An 18,801-nucleotide genomic window follows, 5' to 3' on the forward strand; every position below is an offset into this window, starting at 1 on the left:
CCAAAACCGCTGCACACTTTTGGGCGACTTGCATTTGCCGGGCCATTAACACAGTTGTTTTCGCCCCGCCACGTTTGCGGCGCGAAATTTGCTGGCCGGTTTGCGCCAGCGAGGCAACAAGAGGCTATTTCCTCGCCTTGCGGCCTTTCAGCAGTGCCTCGGTAAGCGTGATTTCGGCAAACAGCGCCTGCGACGTATGGTCGTTGATCTCGCCGCTGCGAAACATGGCGCGCACGGCCTCGCGCTCGGCTTCGATGCCGGCAGATCTCAATTCGAGTTCCAGCCTTCCGGCTTCGCGCGCCTCAGCGCGGGCCTCATCGGCTTCGTCCGAGGCGGCGATGCGGCGCCGGTAGCCGGCGACGATGTTCTCGGCGGCGGCAAGCCTGGCGCCGGGCACCTCGCCTCCCTCATCATCAGCGGCTCCGGCAATGCTCTCGATGCGCGCGATTGCCGCCTTGGCGGCGCCGACGCGCGCCAGGCGCTCCTCGGCGGCGCCGGCATCCTCACCGGGCTCGACCAGCCCCCTGGCGATCGTCGGCAGAGCGAGGCTGGCGATGACCAGCGAGCAGATGATGACGCCGGCGGCCAGAAAAATGACCAAGTCGCGCGCCGGAAACGGCGAGCCGTCCGGCATGGCGAGCGGCAGTGACAGGATGCCGGCCAGCGTAATGGCGCCGCGCACGCCGGCCACCGAACCGGCAAGCCGCACGCGCAACCCGAACGGCTCCACCTTGCGCTTGCCCAGACGCGCGGCGATGCCGGCCGCGATATCGCCCACCCAGATCCACAGGAAGCGCAACGCGATCAGGCACAGCGTCAGCGCGATGACGGTCGCGATCGGCTGGATGATCGGGTGCAGGCTCATGAGTTCCGGCGGCACATGGCGGATGATGTCGGGAAGCTGCAGGCCGAGCACGATGAAGAGAGCGCCGTTGAAAACGAAGGAAAGCGTCGTCCACAGCGACATCGTCTGCATGCGCGCCGAGACACCGAGGAAGCGAAACACGCCGGAGCCGCCGGTGAGCAGGCCGGCGGTAACAGCCGCCAGGATGCCGGAAGCTCCGACATGCTCGGCGCCGAGATAGGCGATGAAGGGCAGCAGGACCATCACCAGCACCTGCGCCTCGGCCGGCACGCCGCCGATCCGGTTGAGCAGTTGCAGCAGCTTGGCGGCAACGAACAGCGCCGCCACGCCGATCAGGATGCCGATCGCCACGGCATAGAGAAAACTGAGCGAAGCCGCGGCAAGGGAAAAGCTGCCGGTCAGCACCGCCGCGACGGCAAAGCGGAACATGACCAGCCCCGACGCATCGTTGAGCAGCGACTCGCCTTCCAGAATGTGCATCAGCCGCGCCGGGACGACATTTCTGTCGACGATCGAGGACACGGCCACCGCGTCGGTCGGCGACAGCACCGCGGCGAGCGCGAAAGCGACGACCAGCGGGATGCTCGGCACCAGCCAGTGCAAGGCGTAGCCGAAGCCGACGATGGTGAAGAAGACGAGCCCTATGGCAAGATCGAGGATCGGTCCGCGCAGCGCCATCAATTCACGCTTCGGCGCGCCATAGGCATCGCCGAACAGCAGCGGCGGAATGAATACCAGCAGAAACAGTTCCGGATTGATCTCGACATGGATGCCGCGCACCGGCCAGGCGAGCGCGGCACCGATCGCAATCTGCAGCACCGGCAACGGCACCCGCACCAGGCGAACCAGAGCGCCGGAAAGCGCCACGAAGACGAGCACGACCAGAATGAAGACGGCGACTTCCATGGTCCGGTTCCAGGCTTTCCGCCGACCAAAGCCGGCCGATCCGTCCAGCCGCCCGTCCCGTGAAAAACGCCGCGGCCCCCCAATCAATAAAAAGGCCGCCCTGAGAGGCGGCCTTTTTAGATAAGAATCAAATGCTTACAGCGCAGACGTGATCTGCAGTTCGTTGTTGCCATCAAGCGCGTAGACGTCGTCGCGGAACTGCACCACGCCCGGACCGGTCGACCAGGCCGAGAGATAGAGGAAGTGGACCGGCACCGGATTGGTGACCTGGATCGGCGTGTTTTCACCGGTCTTGATCGCCGCCTCGAAATGCTGGCGATCCCAGCCGGGCGTGTCGCGCAGGATCCAGGTGACGAGGTCGCGCACATTCTGCACGCGCACGCAGCCCGAGGAATCGAAACGCAGCATCTTGCCGAACAGGCTCTGCTGCGGCGTGTCGTGCATGTAGACGCCGTCAGGGCTCGGGAAATTGATCTTCACCGAGGCCATGGCGTTTTCCGAGCCGGGATCCTGGCGGAACCGGTACTTGGCGGCGTCGTCGGTCGACCAGTCCACATTCATCGGATCGACTTCGCTGCCATCGGGCGCGAACAGGCGGATGTGGCTGTTCTTGAGATAATCGGGATTTTTCCGCATCAGCGGAATGATGTCCTTGCGCACGATCGAGACGGGCGCGTTCCAGTATGGATTGACGATGATCTCGTTGATCTTGGAATTGACGATCGGCGTCTGCCGGTCGATCTTGCCGACGATCGCGGTGTGGCGAAGCACGACACGGTCGTTCTCTACCGCTTCGACCTGCGCTGCCGGTATGTCGACCAGCACGTAGCGGCTGCCCAGCGTGCCGGCCTTCTCGCGCAGCCGCTGCAGATTGGTCTGCAACTGGCCAAGCCGGATCTGCGCCGAAACGTTCATCGCCGCATAGGTGTATTTGCCGAGCGCACCATCGGCAGGCAGGCCGTGACGCAGCTGGAAGCGCTTGACCGCCGAGTCGACATAGGAATCGAAAGCCGTCGAAATGCCGGCGCTCTGCGACAGGTCGCCGGAAACCATCAGCCGCTTGCGCAACGGCACCACATCCGGGTCGTCGACGCCAAGCTGCAGCTTCTTGGTCGCGGGAACCTCGACCCAGCCACCCTGCCCGACAATGTTCTGGTATTGCCCGACCGCCTGTTCCGTGAAGGCGACGGTCTGCGGGCTGAAGATCGGCAGCGTCGAGGCCACCTTGCCGCCCTCGCTGGCGCGGGCGTCGAACTGGTCGTCCCAATTGCCGCGCGCTGAGGATTTCAGGATATCACCGATCACATCCTGCGCATTGGCGCCGCCGGCGACCACCGCGGCTGCGAGCGCGGAGGCTCCGGAGAGGAAAAAACGACGGCTGGTTCTCATGGACGTTCCAGACATTTGTAGCAGTTCGATCACTTGCTGCGTTGATCACCGGGCGATCTCGCCCGCACTGTAAAATTGGCAATCTTAACAATTAGCCAACCATGCTCCGTATCACCTTGGTGTGACAGCGCCCAGGCGCGATACGGATTGCGGGTGAACGCATGGTCTTCACACCAGCATCACTGCCACTCTCGGTTCCATTGGAATATGGCGGCAACGTGGCCTTGGCCCGCGATTTGCATCGGGCGCCGCAGCGAAATGAAAGGCCCGTGCTTTTTCGGTATCGATCGGCATCCTTGATCGCGTCAAGCAGACGGCGGTTCGGCCGCTCCACGAGACGCGCTGCCTATCCTCACGATCCCTCAGTGTGAGGTTTCAACCTTTGGGCCCGGACCTGGCTTCGCCTTCAATTCCGAACATCGTTGCAACACCTCATGCTGGGGGTAGCGCAGGACTTTGTTGTCCTCGAGTTTGAGCAGCAGCTCCCGCCTCTTGTCTGTGCTCTCGCCATCCGTACACGTCATATCCAGGATGACGACATCCAGGCGGTTGATCTTCTGAACCTTGTCCAACGTGCAGCGGACCTCCCACATCTCCATTGCTTTGTCGGTAAACGTCACTATCGAGTCATTGTTGTCACAGGGCTCGCTGCCTTCCCCAGCGAAAGAATCCTTCCACCACTCCTCGGCAAAAGCCGTTTGCGAGACCAACAAAAGCACTGCGGCAACCGAGCAAATCTTCGAGCGTTTTCCCTCACTCATGACGCGCCCCTCCAGGCCGTGACATTAGGCACTGCTGCAGCGAAAGCAAACCTGGCCGGATATTTGGGCTTTGGGATCAGGAAAAGAAAAGGCCGATGCCTCTCGGCACCGGCCCTGACTGAAGGTCGATATTTCGGCCGCGCTTCTGTGGCGCGGGCCGGATCCGATGCAGCGCCTTACATCCGGTAGGCGATGGTGTCGTTCCAGAAGCGGTCGAGCCGCTGCAAAGCGCGGTTCATCTGCTTGAACTCGTCGGCGTTGATGCCGCCGACCTGTTCGATCGAGCCGACATGACGCTCGTAGAGTCCGGCGACGACCTCGGCCACCTCGTTGCCCTTCGGCGTCAGCGAGACACGGACCGAACGGCGGTCGATGCGCGAGCGCTGGTGGTTGATGAAGCCGAGATCGACCAGCTTCTTCAGATTGTAGGAGACGTTCGAGCCGAGATAGTAGCCACGCGAGCGCAGCTCGCCGGCGGTCAGCTCGGAATTGCCTATATTGAACAGCAGCAGCGCCTGGATGGCATTGATGTCGGAACGGCCGTTGCGGTCGAATTCGTCCTTGATCACATCAAGCAGGCGGCGGTGCAGCCGCTCAACAAGCTGCAGCGATTCCATGTACAGGGAACGGATAGCCTCGCGGCGATCGTCGGATACGTTGGCGGTCTTCGCCGCCGGACGCGAATTGATCATTGTCTTTGCCTCTCGTTTGTCGCCCTGGTGATTTTTTGTTTTTCACCTTGATGGCGACACTATCGAATACTCATAAAATTCGACTTAAACGCTAGGGCTAACAAGAGCTTACCGGTAAGAGGTTTCGCAAGAGGCTTAACGAACGGTCACCCGAGCAAGGATAATTAACCTAAAGATTTCGGCAACGATTGCGGGGCTCATTCGAGGCGACAGCCGGGCCGCCAATGGGTTCAACGGCTTAGTGGCGGACCGGGCGCTTCTGCAGGTAGATGACGACGCGGAAGACAATGTAGAGCACCGCCACCGCCGCATGCGAGACGACAATCAGCAAGCGATGGCCGAATAGCTCGGGAAAGCCGGCATACATGACCGTCTCGGTCACCGCGCAAATGAACCAGATCACCGGGCCCCAGGACGCCAGCATCCACAGGCCGGCAGCGGCAAAGGGGAAGAACACGGCAAGCACCACCGCCGCGACCTGCCAGTGCACGGGCATCAGGTCGAACCGCCACAGCGTACCCGGATAAAAGCCGATCAACCTGATCCAGTAGAGAATGCCGAACAGCAGACAGTAGCCCGATATGACGCGCTGGAACCAGGCGAAGATCACCTCCACCCCGGAGGGCTGGAGCACGACGCGCCTCGAGGTCACCTCGCTCATATCAAGAGTTCCCGTTCGCCGAGCGGGGCGAAATAGGCGTCGACATCCGCTTCGCTGACCGCAGCGAGGCTTGCCGGCCGCCATTGCGGCTTCGAGCCCTTGTCGATGATGGCGGCGCGGATACCTTCGTAGAAATCATGGCCGGCGAGCATCCGATTGAGGATGCGGAACTCCATTTTCATGCAGGCTTCCATGGACAGCGTCAGTCCGGCGCTGATCTGCCGCCAGGCGACGCGCAGGCTGGTCGGCGAGCGGGTGCGGATCGTCGCCAGTGTCTTTGCCGCGAACTCATCGGCGGCGGCCGCACGCTCGAGGCTGTCGATGACGCGGTTCAGGGACGGTTGCGAAAAATGGCGAACAATCGCCTCCAGCGTCGGCCTGTCGGTTTCTCGCCTTGCCTGCACGAAGAAGCCGCGCAGCACCGATTCCGGATCGCCGGTCAGCGCCAGCCGGTCGAGGAAGCCAGCCTGGTCCTCGGCCTTGATGGTATGGGTGGCCAGCCCCGACCACAGCGCATCGCCATAGCGGATGCGATTGCCGGTCAGCGCCAGATACATACCGAAGGAGCCGCCGAGGTCAGGCAGCAGGTGGCTGGCGCCAACATCCGGAAAGAAGCCGATGCCGACTTCCGGCATGGCAAATTGGGCATTCTCGGTCATCACCCGGTGCGAGCCGTGGAAGGAGATGCCGACACCACCGCCCATGACGATGCCGTCAATCAGGGCCACGTAAGGTTTCCTATAACTGTTGATGCGGGCGTTGAGGCGATATTCGTCGGCGAAGAACTCGACCGGCGGTTTTCCCGCCCGGCCTGTCTCATAGACATGCAGGATATCGCCGCCGGCCGAAAAGGCCCTGCCCTCTGCCTTGACGACGATGACGTCGATGCCCTGGTCGGCCTCCCAGGCGGAAAGAGCAGCGTCGAGCGCCCCGATCATGCGGTGCGTCAAGGCATTGAGCGCCTGCGGCCGCGTCAAGGTGACGACGCCGGCCCGGCCCAGATGTTCGAAGCGGATCTCGTCGCCTCCGCCAAAATCCATCGTGAAGAATCCCTCCCCCGGCCGCCGGGACTGAAGTGCTAAAGCGTGGCGCATGGGTGCGTCAATGGCGAGCACACCGGTGCAAGCTCTGGCCCGGACCAGGAGCCGGTACTAAAAATCGAGCTGCAATACTGAAAAACTGGATAGAGTTCATTGCAGCGCAGCTCTGGCGGGTCTTCGAACGGGACGATTGGTTATGACTCGATTTTCACGCTTTGCGCCGGTGGCAATTGGGCTGAGCATCTGCTTGGCTGTTCACCCTGTCATGGCGGGGACTTTGGAAGACCTCTACAGTTCGCAGACCATCGTCAACGGCAAGTACGAGAAGAACCGCCAGTCCGGCTTCAAGCGCTGTCTCGACGCGGTTCTGGTGCGGGTTTCCGGTGATCAGCGCCTGCCGGCGAAACCTGAAATGACGGTATTGCATGATAAGGCCGGCAGCTTCGTCGCTGGCTTTCGCTACCGCGACCGCATGGAAGGCATTCCCAACCATGACGATCAAGGCACCTACGACCGGCCTCACAACCTTTACTGCCAGTACAAGCCTGAAGTGATCGACCCGGTGCTTGCTTCGCTCGGCAGCAGGCCATGGCTGACCGCGCGGCCACGGCTGGCGGTGTTTTTGGCGACGGAGCGCGGAACAATGCATTACGCGCTCGATGCCGATGGCGACCGTGGCATGCCGATGCGCGAATCGTTCGGCAATGCCGCCGTACCGCTGGCCATGCAGGTGGCTTTTCCCACGGCAGCACAGCTGGCGCAGGCCGGATTGGACGATCGGGCGCTTCGCAATGCCCAGATGACAAAGCTCGACACACTCGCGAAGAAGGCCGGCGCCGACCAAGCGCTTTCCGGCAGTCTCATCTGGAGCGACAAGGAACTGGGCTGGATCGCCGACTGGCGGCTGGCCATGGCCGGCAAGACCTACATCTGGCAGGTGCGCGGTGTCGGCTTCGACGAGGCTTTCCGTGTCGCCATCAGGGGCGCAGCACAAATTCTGTCAGGCAATGGGCAACCCGAATAGACCTCGACCGCGTCGCTGGCACAATCGTGCCGCATTGGTCAGCGGCGGGAGCTCGTGGTAAAAGCCTGCCCGAACGAGAGTATTGGCGATGAACAAATTCACCCCCGCAAAGCCCGCCGGCGCGCGCGGCGTCGACGAGATCACCGGCAGCCGCCGTCTGCGCCGCATGCGCAAGGCCGACTGGTCGCGCCGTCTCGTGCAGGAGAACAGGCTCTCCGTTGACGACCTGATCTGGCCGATCTTCGTCGTCGAGGGCAAGGGTGTCCGCGAGCCGATCGCCGCCATGCCCGGCGTCTTCCGCCTGTCGATCGATCTCGCCGTCAAGGAGGCCGAGCGCGCGGCAAAACTCGGCATTCCGGCACTCGCCACCTTCCCCAATGTCGACATCTCGCTGCGCGACCAGACCGGCTCGCACATCCTCGATCCCAACAATGTCATCAACCGCGCCACCCGTGCGATCAAGGATGCGGTGCCGCAGATCGGCATCATCACCGACGCAGCGCTCGACCCGTTCACCAGCCACGGCCATGACGGCATCCTGCGCGACGGCATCATCGTCAACGACGAGACAGTGGAACAGGTGACCGCCGCTGCTGTCATCCAGGCCGCCGCCGGTGCCGACATCATCGCGCCGTCCGACATGATGGACGGCCGCATCGGCGCCATCCGGGACGCGCTTGACGCCAATGGTTTTCAGGACGTCGCGATCATGTCCTATGCGACCAAATTCGCCTCGGCCTTCTACGGTCCCTATCGCGAGGCGGTGGGCACCGCCGGTCTGCTCAAGGGCGACAAGAAGACCTATTACATCGACCATGCCAATTCCGACGAAGCGGTGAGAGAGGCCGAACAGGACATTGCCGAGGGCGCCGACATGCTGATGGTCAAGCCCGGCCTGCCCTATCTCGACATCATCCGGCGGCTGAAAGACGAGTTCCAGATGCCGACCTTCGCCTACCAGGTGTCGGGCGAATATTCGATGATCAAGGCGGCAGGCGCCAATGGCTGGATCGACGGCGAGAAGGCAATGCTGGAATCGCTGCTCGCCTTCAAGCGCGCCGGCTGCGACGGCATTTTGACCTATTTCGCGCCCGAAGTGGCGGAGCTGCTCAAGGGGTGATTTCTCTTCCCGACGATGACCGGTCGCGGCAACCAATGTCGGCGAATCCGCTTCTACATCCCTACCAATTTCCGGCTCCTGGCCGGGGAATCCATAGCGGGGGTCGCTTGACCCCCTACTTGGGCTTCGTTCGCGCTTGAAATACCGCTTGCAATTCACAATCAGTTTGATACAAAACAACTGCTTGCAAAATACAATCGGTTACCGAGGAGGCTCGCATGTCCAAACTTCGCGTCAACGCTTTCACCCTGTCGCTCGACGGCTATGGCGCCGGTCCCGATCAGGATCTGCAAAATCCGCTCGGCGTCGGTGGGGAATCCTTGCACAAGTGGTTTGTCGACACCCGCACCTTCCGAGAGATGGTGCTCGGACAAGATGGCGACACCACCGACGTCAACGAGGCGTTCGCGGCGCGCAGCTTCGAAAATGTCGGCGCCTGGATCCTCGGCCGAAACATGTTCGGACCGATCCGCGGCGAGTGGCCTGACGACAGCTGGAAGGGCTGGTGGGGCGACAACCCGCCCTATCATGTGCCGGTTTTCGTGCTCACCCATCACGAGCGGGAACCGATCACGATGGAGGGCGGCACCACTTTCCACTTCGTCACTGACGGTATCCATTCAGCTCTTGAACAGGCTAAGGCTGCCGCTGGCGGCAAGGACGTGCGGGTCGGCGGCGGCGTCGCCACCATCCGGCAATATCTGCAGGAAAAACTGATCGACGAGATGCATCTGGCGATCGCGCCGGTGCTGCTGGGCACGGGCGAGAACCTTTTTGCCGACCTCGACATGCTCAAGCTCGGTTATGTCTGCAACGAGCAGGTGGCGACGCCGCTCGCCACGCACGTCATCATCAAGCGGGCGTAGTTACAGCTCTTTCTCCCCGTCACTATACGGGGAGAAATGCCCGGCAGGGCAATGAGGGGCGGCGCCAGCCAGCCGAATAGTATGGCGCCCAAAACGCCATCGAGGGCAATATAACAGCAGAATAGCGCTCTGCCAGCATTGCGAATTTTTCAGACTCAACGGCCGAAGTCGGCGCCGCCCCTCATCCGCCTGCCGGCACCTTCTCCCCGTATAGAGACGGGGAGAAGGGAGCGATCCATCAATACTTCTCCGGCACGTAAAGCTCGCGCGGCAGCACTTGGCGTTCGTATTCGGGGTTGAAGACGCGCTCCGGCAGCGTGATCTCCTCGTGCGGCACCTCCTCGTAGGGCAATTGCTTGAGCAGATGGTCGATGCAGTTCAGCCGCGCGCGCTTCTTGTCGTTGCCCTCGACGATGAACCAGGGCGCTTCCGAGATGTTGGTGCGGGCGAAGGTCTCTTCCTTGGCCTTGGTGTATTGCTCCCAGCGCACGCGCGACTGCAGGTCCATCGGCGACAGTTTCCACTGCTTCATCGGATCATGGATGCGCATCAGGAAGCGCATCTGCTGTTCCTCGTCGGTGATCGAGAACCAGTATTTGACCACGGTAATGCCCGAGCGGACCAGCATGCGCTCGAACTCCGGCACGTCGTGAAAGAATTCTTCGACCTGATCGGGCTGGGCAAAGCCCATCACCCGCTCGACGCCCGAGCGGTTGTACCATGAGCGGTCGAACAGCACGATCTCGCCGCCGGCCGGCAGATGCGGGACATAGCGCTGGAAATACCATTGCGACTTTTCGCGCTCGGTCGGTGCCGGCAGTGCCACGACACGGCAGATGCGAGGGTTGAGCCGCTGGGTGATGCGCTTGATGACACCGCCCTTGCCGGCCGAGTCGCGTCCCTCGAAGATCACCACCAGCTTCTTCTTGTGGTAGGCGACCCAGGACTGCAGCTTGATCAATTCGGACTGCAGGCTGATCAGGTCGCGAAAATATTGCATGCGATCGATCGAAGGCGGATGCGAATTCTTGTAGATCTTGGCGATCTCCATCGACAGCGCCGGCTCCGACATTTCGAGCTCATAGTCTTCGTCGAGCGTGTCGGCGAGTTCGGCTTCAAGCCAATCCCTGGCCCCAGAATTCTGTTTTAGCTCGGTCATTATCGGCTGCTCCACTTGCAAGCTCTGTCGATCGGCGCCCCAAACTCCCGGCTTACAGCCCGGAACGGCAACGCCTGAGCCGACTTCAATATAGGCCCGCAATGACGGTTTTATTGCAGCCTGACCTGATCGCCATCACTGCAAAAACCCGCGAGGCATGATCGATCCGCCGCCCTGGCATGGAGACATACCGCGCAAATTGTCCTACAAATAGCAGCCACATTCGGGCGCCCTTCCCAACCCCTTCTCAATGCAATCGCGAGGACCGACATGGAATACCGCACTCTCGGCCGTTCCGGCCTGAAAGTATCGACGCTGACCATGGGCACCATGACTTTCGGCGGCGCCGGTGCATTTTCGGCTGTCGGCAAGACCGACCTCGACGAGGCGCGCCGGATGATCGATCTCTGCATCGACGCCGGCATCAATGTCATCGACACCGCCAATGTCTATTCGAACGGCATGTCGGAAGAAATCATCGGCGAAGCGCTCGGCGGCAAGCGCAAGGGCGACGTGCTGATCGCCTCCAAGGCACGGATGCGGATCGGCAAAGGTCCCAACGATGAAGGCCTGTCGCGCCATCACCTGATCCGCGAATGCGAGAAGAGCCTGAAGCGGCTCAGGACCGACGTCATCGACATCTATTTCCTGCACGAATGGGATGGTGTGACACCGCTGGAGGAAACCATCGCGGCGCTCGACACGCTGGTTGCCCAGGGCAAGGTCCGCTATGTCGGCTGCTCCAACTATTCCGGCTGGCAGGTGATGAAGGCGCTCGGCATCAGCGACAGCCATCATCAGCCGCGCTTCGTCACGCAGCAGATCCATTACACGCTGGAAGCGCGCGAGGCGGAGTACGAACTGCTGCCGATTTCCGTCGACCAGGGGTTGGGCGTTCTGGTCTGGAGCCCGCTTGCCGGCGGATTGCTGTCGGGCAAATACCGCCGTGACAGCCCCACCGCCCGGCAGCTCGCCGGCTGGTCCGAACCGCCGATCCGCGACGAGGACCGGCTGTGGCGGATCGTCGATGTGCTGGTCGAGATCGGCACGCAGCGCGGCGTGTCGGCAGCGCAGGTGGCGCTGGCCTGGCTGCTCGGCCGGCCGGCCGTCAGTTCGCTGGTGATCGGCGGCAGGGCGGAAACGCAGTTCCGGGACAACATCGCGGCGGCAAGCCTGGTGCTTTCCGGCGAGGAGCGCGAGCGCCTCGACGCGGTCAGCCGGCCGCCCTTGCTCTATCCCTACTGGCACCAGCAGCTGACGGCAAAGGACCGTTTTGGTGCCGCCGATCTGGTGATTGACCGAAGCGGCATCTGATCAGCAAATCGACGGCGATAGGTATCGTCACCGCAATGATGGGCCTGGCCGCTTGATTGCGACGCGCATCTTGCAAGCCTGGCCATCATCGACGCACTATCGCTTCAGCTGTTGTGTTTGACGGCTAATGCTCCTAGGCAGGACCAGAGCCGCGAGGCAGTGAAAAGGAGCCGATATGGCGCGACCACCAAATTACGACCAGGAACGCAAGGAACGCGACCGCCAGAAGGCGGCCAAGAAGGCCGAGAAGCTGGCAGCCAAGGTTGCAGCGAGGGAACGTTCGAAGCCCGAGGACGAAACCGAAGCCGAAACCGAAACGGCAAAGTGACGGCAAACGGCCCGCAGATGCGGGCCGCGCCTCAATTCGGATTGTCGCCTGAAGTCAGGCCGGCGCCTTGTCGCTGACGAAGACGTCCACTTCACGCGCTGCCGCGATGAAGGCGCGCCTGGCGTTCATCGCCGGCTTGTCGCCGGCGAGTGCGTCATGGCAGGCTTGCAGGGCCGCGCGATGCTTGGGGCTGCGCTTGCCGGGCCAGCTGTTGAGGAGGTAGTCGGAAGCCTCACGCGCCGTGCGCAAGAGCTGAGTGCTTCCCGCCGCGACTGACTTCACAGTCACAGGTGTTTCAAATCGGTTGTTTTCCATCGCCGCTCCTTACGCCATCGGCGTCTGCGAAGCGAGGCGAAAGTGCGCATACGTCAAGACGCCGCTTTGCGCCCTTCATCTACCTTTAAGCAGCAACGACGGCAAAGCCTCTGGCGCGAAGACCACGCCGATCATTGGCCAGCGACGTCACCAGCCGGTCGCGGCTGCCGACAATGTGGCCCGAGAGCAGGCGCGCGGCTTCATCGGCGTCGCCAAGGCGCGTGGCCGCCAGAATGGCGCGATGTTCAGCCCAGGCGCGGGCAAGGGCCGCTTCGTCGCGAACCTCCAGCCAGCGCGCCCGCGACAGACGCGTCATGGCATCGCGGACCGCCTTAAACAGGAATTCGTTGCCCGACAGGCGCGCCAGTTCGATGTGAAAATCCATGCCGACGCGGTGCCATTCCTCGCGCGGCGTGTCGTTGTCGCAGGACTCCAGCATCGCCTCGATGACATCGACGGCGCTCCGGTCCGCCAGGCTGCATGTCAGGCGAAGTGCCGCAACCTCGACTGCTTCCCTATAGACGGCGATCTGCTCGAGTTCAGCCAGATTGATGGGCGACACCGTCCAGCCGCGCCCGTCCCTGCCAACCAGGCCCTCGGTCTCAAGCCGCAGCAGTGCTGCCCTGACCGGGGTTCGCGACGCGCCGAAGCGGCTCTCGATCCAGCGCTCGGTCAGCTTCTCGCCGGGACCGATCTCGAGGCCCAGGATCATTTGCCGAAGCTGTTTCTCGACGCTCTGCATCTGCGACATTTTTGCTCCCGGTTTCCGGTCGTTATGGCTTCGGACCGTTTGACGACGTTCACATTTCAGGTTGCATTGACAGCGGTCAAGCTTGCGTCCATGAGGGGTACCATCTTGGTATCCCAAATTGGTATCCGCAGCAACCATCGAGAAAAGAGTTGCTGGGACAGGACATATGACATGCAGCAGAGCACGCCCCCGGCGACCGACAGCACCTACAACATCCACTGGCGGCGCAATCTGTTCGTGTGCTTTGCCGGCTCGTTCTCGACGCTTGTCGCCATGACGCTGCTTTTGCCGTTCCTGCCGCTCTATATCGAGCAGCTCGGCGCCGAGGGCCACGCGGCGATCGTGCAGTGGTCGGGGATCGCCTATGGCGCGACATTCTTCGCGGCGGCGCTGGTGGCGCCGCTCTGGGGACGTCTCGGCGACCGCTACGGCCGCAAGGTGATGCTGGTTCGCGCCAGCTTCGGCATGGCCATATGCATGTCGCTGACCGGCATGGTGCAGACGGTCTGGCAACTGGTGCTGCTGCGGCTGCTGATCGGTTTTGCCGGCGGCTATTCCTCGGGATCGACCATCCTCGTCGCCATGCAGACGCCGAAGGAGCGTTCCGGCTGGGCGTTGGGCCTGCTGTCGGCCGGTATCACGGGTGGGGCTCTGGTCGGCCCGCTGGTTGGCGGCGCACTGCCGCCGCTGATCGGCATCCGCGCTACCTTTCTCCTCTCCGGCGGCGTCATCTTCCTGGCGTTCCTGGCGACCACGTTTCTGATCAAAGAGAATCCCCGGCCGAAACCGGCAGACGCCGCGTCGAAGCAGAAGCCGAAAGGCGGCTGGGCACAAATCCCCGACAAGCGGCCTGTCGTCGCCATGCTGGCGACCGGCATGCTGTTGAGCTTCGCCACCATGTCGATCGAGCCGATCATCACCGTCTATGTGCAGCAGTTGATTGCGGACCAAAGCCGCGTGACGCTGATATCAGGCGTCGTCATGTCGGCGGCGGCCCTTGGCGCCATCCTGTCGGCCTCGCGCCTTGGCAAGCTCGCCGACCGCGTCGGCCACTGGAACGTCATCATCGGCGCACTTGCCGTCTCGGCGCTGCTGCTGATCCCGCAGGCCTTCGTCACACAGAGCTGGCAACTCATCGGCCTGCGCTTCCTGATGGGCCTGGCGCTGGGCGGGCTGTTGCCCTGCATCACCAGCGTGATCCGCCACAATGTGCCTGACGGCGTCGGCGGCAATGTGCTCGGGCTGTCGATCTCCGCCCAATATATCGGGCAAGTCGCCGGCCCCTTGCTGGGCGGCTTTGCCGGCGGTCATTTCGGCATGCGCTCGGTGTTTCTGTGCACATCCGTCTTGATGGCTGGAGGCGCGGTGTATAACTGGCTGGCACAGTCACGCCGCGAGCAGGACATGCTTGCCAACCCCGGCAAGCCCTGACCGGGTCAGGCATATCCCTCTGATACCACGGAGCCACGGACATGAGCACGGCCGAGCAATTTTCCGGCACCAGCACCCGTATCCTCGTCCTGGCCGGAGGCCTCTGTGGCGCGGCCGGCGTGGCGCTGTCGGCCGCGGCGGCGCATCTGGGCGGCGCCTTCGTCGGCACCGCCGCATCGTTCCTGCTGATGCATGCGCCGGTCTTCCTTGTCGCCGGATTGCTTGGCGCGAACCGGACCCTGCGCATCGGCAGCCTGATCCTGCTGGTCGGGCTCCTGCTATTCTGCGGCGATCTCCTGGCCCGCGATTTCATCGGGTCGCGGCTGTTCCCGCTGTCGGCGCCGACCGGCGGCACCTTACTCATCGCCGGCTGGCTGACGATCGCCGCCTCGGCGCTGGTGCGCGTGCGCTCCTGACGCCTCGGCGCGCCCGCCGGCACCAAACGTCAAAGCGTGGCTGCTAGTCCTGCCGACGCTCGGGCTTGATGAGCAATTCGCGATTGCGTCGCCGCAGCTTGGCCAACCAGCGCTCTTGCGGCCTTTTGGAAGCCGGCGCGATGCCCCAATAGTTGCGGTAGATGTCTTCGAACAGATAGCTGACGGGGTGCATGATGTGCTTCCTTTAGATTCTTGAATCGATCCAATCGACAGGCGCGAAAACCGACCCCGCTCAGCTCCGCTTGCGCTCCACAAGGAACCGCAACTCGCGAACCCATGGGCTGGCTTTGCCGCGGCGCTTCTGCGTCGTGGTGTTCGACGAGATGCTCCAGTCGTTGCGGTAAATGTCTTCGAACAGAAAATTGACGGGATGCATGGCACAACTCCCCTGAATATCTTGAATCGATCCAATTCAAAGAATCATCGCTCACTTGGATCGATTCAAATATACGCCTTGGCGAGGCTGCGATCAAGTCAAAATTTGAACCGATCCAACGAAAGTGTTAGATGGGAGGAATTCAGGAGACGAAAATGGCGCCATTGACCTCTGCAAAGACAAGACCGGTCCGGCTGGCGGACATTGCCAAGGCGGCCGGCGTCTCGCATGGCACCGCGTCCAACGTGTTCGCCCGCCCGGAGATCGTGCGCGAGGAGGTCCGCGAACGGGTCAAGGCGGCAGCCGAGGCAATGGGATATGGCGGACCCGACCCCAAGGGCCGGCTGCTGCGCGCCGGCAAGGTCAATGCCATCGGTGTCGCGACCGCCGAGCCGCTGTCCTATTTCTTCGACGACCCTTTCGCCCGGGTGATGATGGCCAGCATCTCACAGGCTTGCGACGCGACCGGTGCGGGGATTTCGCTGGTCTCCGCAGCCAACAACGAACAGCTTGCCTGGAACATACAGAGTGCGCTGGTCGACGGTTTCATCGTCTTTTGCGTCGATGGCGGTTCAAGGCTGGTCGAACTGGCGCGTGAACGCAAACTCCCCTTTGTCGCGCTCGATCTCGATTCGGACGACGACGACGCCGTTGCAGCGATCGGCGTCGACAACATCGCCGGGGCTGGCCTGGCGGCCCGCCATCTGACCGAGCTTGGGCATCGTCGCTTTGCCGTGCTTGCCCTGCCCGTCGCGGACTCCGGCGTCGGCCCCACCACAAGGGAGCAGATGGAGAAGGCCCTCTATTCCGGGACGCGCGACCGCCTGCGTGGCTATTTCGCGGAACTCTCCCGCGTCGACATCGACGTCGAGCGTGTTCCGATCTACGAAACCGTCAATGACGAGGAAAGCGTGTGGGCCGGCCTCGATCATATTTTCGCCGGTGCCGAGACCCCGACCGCCATCCTGGCTATGTCAGACAGGATGGCCTTGCATGCATTGGACTGGCTGCGGCAGCGTGGCATCACGGTACCGGGCGACGTTTCGATCGTCGGCTTCGACGGTGTTCCGGAAGGAGCGGTTTCCAGTCCGCCGCTGACCACGATCGTCCAGCCGATCGCCGAGATGGGCCGTCTTGCCGTCAAGGCGATCCTTGAAAATGATGGCTCGTTCAGCCGGCAATCGCTGCCGGTCCAACTCGTGGTGCGAGCTTCATCCGGCCCCTCGCCCGCCTAAGCTCAACGGCCCATTCTTGTCGCCATGGTCGGCATAGCGAAGGATGCAGCATGGACGGGCGGTGCGGCGTGAGCCGGCCTGCTTTTGGCGGACCAGCCAAGGCCCGAAAGCCATTCGAGATAGTAGGCAAGCGCGAACTGCATGACGATGCCGGCCGATATCAACAGGCTGTCATAGGCAAATCCGCCCGGATTGATCAGCTTCAGCACCTGCGCCGCCATCGCGAGCACCGTGCCGGCAATGAAGACCGGCAACGATCGTTTGCCCAATATGGCAAGCGGATGATCGCGCCCGGTGCGAAACAGGTTCGAGATGGCGGGGAATGCCACGATCAGGTAGCTCACCGCCAATATATGCAGCAGCCTCGGCAGCGACAGAAACGTCTTGTCGAAGCCGGTCAGCACCGGAGGCAGGCCAAACCAGGAGATATGCCCCCAAAGCGGGCTGTGCACCCAGACCAGCGCGGTTGCGGTGTAGGCCAAGGCAGCGCCAACCAGCCAGCGATTGACCGGGATGGTGCCGCCGCGACGCACATGCAGCGTGCCTGCCAGGCCGATGTTGAAAAGGAACTGCCACGACAGCGGGTTGAGAAACCAGAAGCCGGGCTCGGGATAGTTGGGTGGGGCAATCTGATAAATCCCCGCGACCAGCCACAGGGCGCCGGATGCTACCAGTGCCAGGACCGGCCGATAATTCACAATGAGCAGGAACACCGGCGTCAGCAAGAGCAGCACCGCATAGACGGGCAGTATGTTGTTGTAGCCGAGTTGGTGGCCGAGCGTCACGATGCCGATCAGCACCTGCGGCGTATTCTTGATCAACGGCTCGATGTTGATCATCATCAGAAGCTCCGGCCGCCTGACGAACACTGCCGCCGCGCAGAAGATGGCCATCACCACCATGGTGGTGACGATGTGGGCGGCATAGAGGACACCGGCGCGGCGCCACATCTTCAACGTTGCCAGCAGCCGGTTTCCAGGTTGGAATTTCCTGCCATAGGCAAGTGCGACCGAAATGCCGGAGATCAGTACGAAGACTTCCGCCGCATCGGAAAAGCCGAAATTCTTGTAGGTCAGATACTCGAAGGCGGTACCTGGCACATGGTCGACATAGATGGTCAGCAAAGCGAGAGCACGGAGCACGTCTATGCGCGTGTCGCGCTCAGTGCGATCCGGGACACGCGACTCGCGGTCTGGGACACGCGCATCGCGGTCCGGGGAAATCTGGGTGGTCATCGACAAAAAGGCCTCAAAGCTGGTTGTTCATACCGGGCAATGCGGCCGCCGGCGCACCGCTTCGAATTCTCCCGAAGGAATGTTATCGGCGGAGAAACGGACTGTAATGCGCCCGGTTCAATCAACTTTCGCGGAGCTTGAAAATATTGCGTTTTGAAGCCGGCAAATTGAGCGAAACCTCATATAATCAAGAGGATGCGCGATGATCGGAGAGACCTCACAAGATGGTGCGCTGCGGCGTGATCTCGCCTTCAGCTACCGGCTTTACAGCCCGGCGGATTCAATCGGCGAATGTCTCTTCCTGCTGCATGGATCGGGTGTCGACGAGACGACATTGGTGCCGCTGGCACGAGAGATCGCACCGCGGGCCAAGCTGATCGCGGTGCGTGGCCGCATTGTCCAGGAGGATGGTTTCCGCTGGTTCGGGCGCATCACGCCGACGCGCTTCGAACAGCACAGCATCCGCACCGAAACCGATGCCTTTGCGGGCTTCGTCGCCGACGCGGCCACACGCCACCATCTCGATCTCTCACGCGCGACGTTCCTCGGCTATTCGAATGGCGCCAATCTGGTTTCGAGCCTGATGCTGCTGCATCCGGGTCTTATAGAGAGCGCCGCACTGCTGCGGCCGATGCCGGTGCTCGATGACGTGCCGGCGACGGATCTGTCAAAGGTGCGGGTGCTGATGATCGCCGGCGCCACCGACCTCACCTATGCGCCTTTCGCCCCTGCTCTGGTGACATTGCTCAGCCGGCATGGCGCCGAGATCGACGCCAGGATTGTCCCGTCAGGTCATGAATTCGGCAGCGCCGACGCCGCAATCCTCAGGCAATGGCTGTCGGGATCGGCAGCGGTGGCGACGGCAGGCTGACTGGCTCCCCAACATGACCAACCTG

21 protein-coding genes are annotated in these 18,801 nt (G+C 62.3%); 9 read left to right on the top strand and 12 right to left on the bottom strand.

The genetic code is table 11. From position 1 onward, the window contains the following. Positions 1-124 precede the first annotated feature (124 nt). The 6 genes from EOA13_RS00645 to EOA13_RS00670 all read right to left on the bottom strand — a co-directional run bounded on the left by EOA13_RS00645 (position 125) and on the right by EOA13_RS00670 (position 6,314). Positions 125-1,771 (bottom strand): Na+/H+ antiporter, encoded by a 1,647-nt coding sequence (locus EOA13_RS00645; protein ID WP_127288836.1) that lies wholly within the window; start codon positions 1,769-1,771, stop codon positions 125-127. Between the two features lie 135 nt (positions 1,772-1,906). Beyond that, positions 1,907-3,160 carry a L,D-transpeptidase family protein gene (locus tag EOA13_RS00650; RefSeq protein ID WP_023810224.1) on the bottom strand — a complete coding sequence of 418 codons (1,254 nt, stop codon included), beginning with the start codon at positions 3,158-3,160 and terminating at the stop codon, positions 1,907-1,909. 362 nt (positions 3,161-3,522) lie between these two features. Then, positions 3,523-3,921 carry a hypothetical protein gene (locus tag EOA13_RS00655; protein ID WP_127288838.1) on the bottom strand — a complete coding sequence of 133 codons (399 nt, stop codon included), beginning with the start codon at positions 3,919-3,921 and terminating at the stop codon, positions 3,523-3,525. A 176-nt stretch (positions 3,922-4,097) separates the two neighbouring features. Beyond that, on the bottom strand, positions 4,098-4,613 hold the full coding sequence (locus tag EOA13_RS00660) for a winged helix DNA-binding protein (RefSeq protein WP_127288840.1): 516 nt from the start codon (positions 4,611-4,613) through the stop codon (positions 4,098-4,100). Between the two features lie 238 nt (positions 4,614-4,851). Then, on the bottom strand, positions 4,852-5,274 hold the full coding sequence (locus EOA13_RS00665) for a DUF6163 family protein (RefSeq protein ID WP_023810222.1): 423 nt from the start codon (positions 5,272-5,274) through the stop codon (positions 4,852-4,854). Next, positions 5,271-6,314 carry an enoyl-CoA hydratase/isomerase family protein gene (locus tag EOA13_RS00670; protein WP_127288842.1) on the bottom strand — a complete coding sequence of 348 codons (1,044 nt, stop codon included), beginning with the start codon at positions 6,312-6,314 and terminating at the stop codon, positions 5,271-5,273. The genes EOA13_RS00665 and EOA13_RS00670 overlap by 4 nt, the downstream gene beginning before the upstream one ends. Before the next feature lie 247 nt (positions 6,315-6,561). Here EOA13_RS00670 and EOA13_RS00675 point away from each other — a divergent pair, with 247 nt between their 5' ends. The 3 genes from EOA13_RS00675 (at position 6,562) to EOA13_RS00685 (ending at position 9,324) form a co-directional block, all read left to right on the top strand. Then, a complete protein-coding gene (locus EOA13_RS00675) occupies positions 6,562-7,338 on the top strand; it encodes a DUF2066 domain-containing protein (RefSeq protein WP_245490277.1) in 777 nt (258 codons plus the stop codon). 88 nt (positions 7,339-7,426) lie between these two features. Then, a complete protein-coding gene (gene hemB, locus EOA13_RS00680) occupies positions 7,427-8,458 on the top strand; it encodes a porphobilinogen synthase (RefSeq protein ID WP_127288846.1) in 1,032 nt (343 codons plus the stop codon). Positions 8,459-8,676: 218 nt separating this feature from the next. Further along, a complete protein-coding gene (locus EOA13_RS00685; RefSeq protein ID WP_127288848.1) occupies positions 8,677-9,324 on the top strand; it encodes a dihydrofolate reductase family protein in 648 nt (215 codons plus the stop codon). Between the two features lie 238 nt (positions 9,325-9,562). Here EOA13_RS00685 and ppk2 read toward each other — a convergent pair whose 3' ends face one another. Further along, positions 9,563-10,483: a polyphosphate kinase 2 gene (ppk2, locus tag EOA13_RS00690; protein WP_127288850.1), complete on the bottom strand. Its 921-nt coding sequence runs from the start codon at positions 10,481-10,483 to the stop codon at positions 9,563-9,565. 270 nt (positions 10,484-10,753) lie between these two features. Between ppk2 and EOA13_RS00695 the strand changes: the two genes are divergently transcribed. Continuing rightward, entirely contained in the window at positions 10,754-11,797 is a 1,044-nt protein-coding gene (locus tag EOA13_RS00695) for an aldo/keto reductase (RefSeq protein WP_127288852.1), read from the top strand. A 175-nt stretch (positions 11,798-11,972) separates the two neighbouring features. Next, the gene (locus tag EOA13_RS00700) at positions 11,973-12,125 is read left to right on the top strand and encodes a hypothetical protein (RefSeq protein WP_013532262.1); all 153 of its coding nucleotides are present in this window, start codon (positions 11,973-11,975) and stop codon (positions 12,123-12,125) included. Positions 12,126-12,179: 54 nt separating this feature from the next. On the opposite strand, the gene EOA13_RS00705 is transcribed toward EOA13_RS00700, so the two are convergent. Continuing rightward, positions 12,180-12,440: a DUF982 domain-containing protein gene (locus tag EOA13_RS00705; protein WP_013532263.1), complete on the bottom strand. Its 261-nt coding sequence runs from the start codon at positions 12,438-12,440 to the stop codon at positions 12,180-12,182. An 85-nt stretch (positions 12,441-12,525) separates the two neighbouring features. Next, positions 12,526-13,191, bottom strand: coding sequence for a GntR family transcriptional regulator (locus EOA13_RS00710; protein WP_127288854.1), 666 nt, complete (start codon positions 13,189-13,191; stop codon positions 12,526-12,528). Between the two features lie 171 nt (positions 13,192-13,362). Between EOA13_RS00710 and EOA13_RS00715 the strand changes: the two genes are divergently transcribed. Both EOA13_RS00715 and EOA13_RS00720 read left to right on the top strand, forming a co-directional pair. Beyond that, positions 13,363-14,622 carry a multidrug efflux MFS transporter gene (locus EOA13_RS00715; protein ID WP_127288856.1) on the top strand — a complete coding sequence of 420 codons (1,260 nt, stop codon included), beginning with the start codon at positions 13,363-13,365 and terminating at the stop codon, positions 14,620-14,622. 41 nt (positions 14,623-14,663) lie between these two features. Next, complete coding sequence (locus tag EOA13_RS00720; protein WP_127288858.1) at positions 14,664-15,038, top strand: DUF423 domain-containing protein; 375 nt, start codon at positions 14,664-14,666, stop codon at positions 15,036-15,038. A 43-nt stretch (positions 15,039-15,081) separates the two neighbouring features. On the opposite strand, the gene EOA13_RS00725 is transcribed toward EOA13_RS00720, so the two are convergent. Both EOA13_RS00725 and EOA13_RS00730 read right to left on the bottom strand, forming a co-directional pair. Continuing rightward, a complete protein-coding gene (locus EOA13_RS00725; RefSeq protein ID WP_127288860.1) occupies positions 15,082-15,231 on the bottom strand; it encodes a hypothetical protein in 150 nt (49 codons plus the stop codon). Positions 15,232-15,291: 60 nt separating this feature from the next. Continuing rightward, positions 15,292-15,435, bottom strand: coding sequence for a hypothetical protein (locus tag EOA13_RS00730; protein WP_126068772.1), 144 nt, complete (start codon positions 15,433-15,435; stop codon positions 15,292-15,294). Between the two features lie 155 nt (positions 15,436-15,590). Between EOA13_RS00730 and EOA13_RS00735 the strand changes: the two genes are divergently transcribed. After that, positions 15,591-16,670: a substrate-binding domain-containing protein gene (locus EOA13_RS00735; protein WP_127288862.1), complete on the top strand. Its 1,080-nt coding sequence runs from the start codon at positions 15,591-15,593 to the stop codon at positions 16,668-16,670. A 2-nt stretch (positions 16,671-16,672) separates the two neighbouring features. Here the strand turns inward: EOA13_RS00735 and EOA13_RS00740 are convergent, their stop codons facing one another. After that, a complete protein-coding gene (locus tag EOA13_RS00740) occupies positions 16,673-17,905 on the bottom strand; it encodes an OpgC family protein (protein WP_127288864.1) in 1,233 nt (410 codons plus the stop codon). A 202-nt stretch (positions 17,906-18,107) separates the two neighbouring features. Between EOA13_RS00740 and EOA13_RS00745 the strand changes: the two genes are divergently transcribed. Next, complete coding sequence (locus EOA13_RS00745) at positions 18,108-18,776, top strand: alpha/beta hydrolase (RefSeq protein ID WP_127288866.1); 669 nt, start codon at positions 18,108-18,110, stop codon at positions 18,774-18,776. Positions 18,777-18,801 lie beyond the last annotated feature (25 nt).

This window comes from Mesorhizobium sp. M7A.F.Ca.US.011.01.1.1 (assembly GCF_003998295.1).
GTDB lineage: Bacteria > Pseudomonadota > Alphaproteobacteria > Rhizobiales > Rhizobiaceae > Mesorhizobium.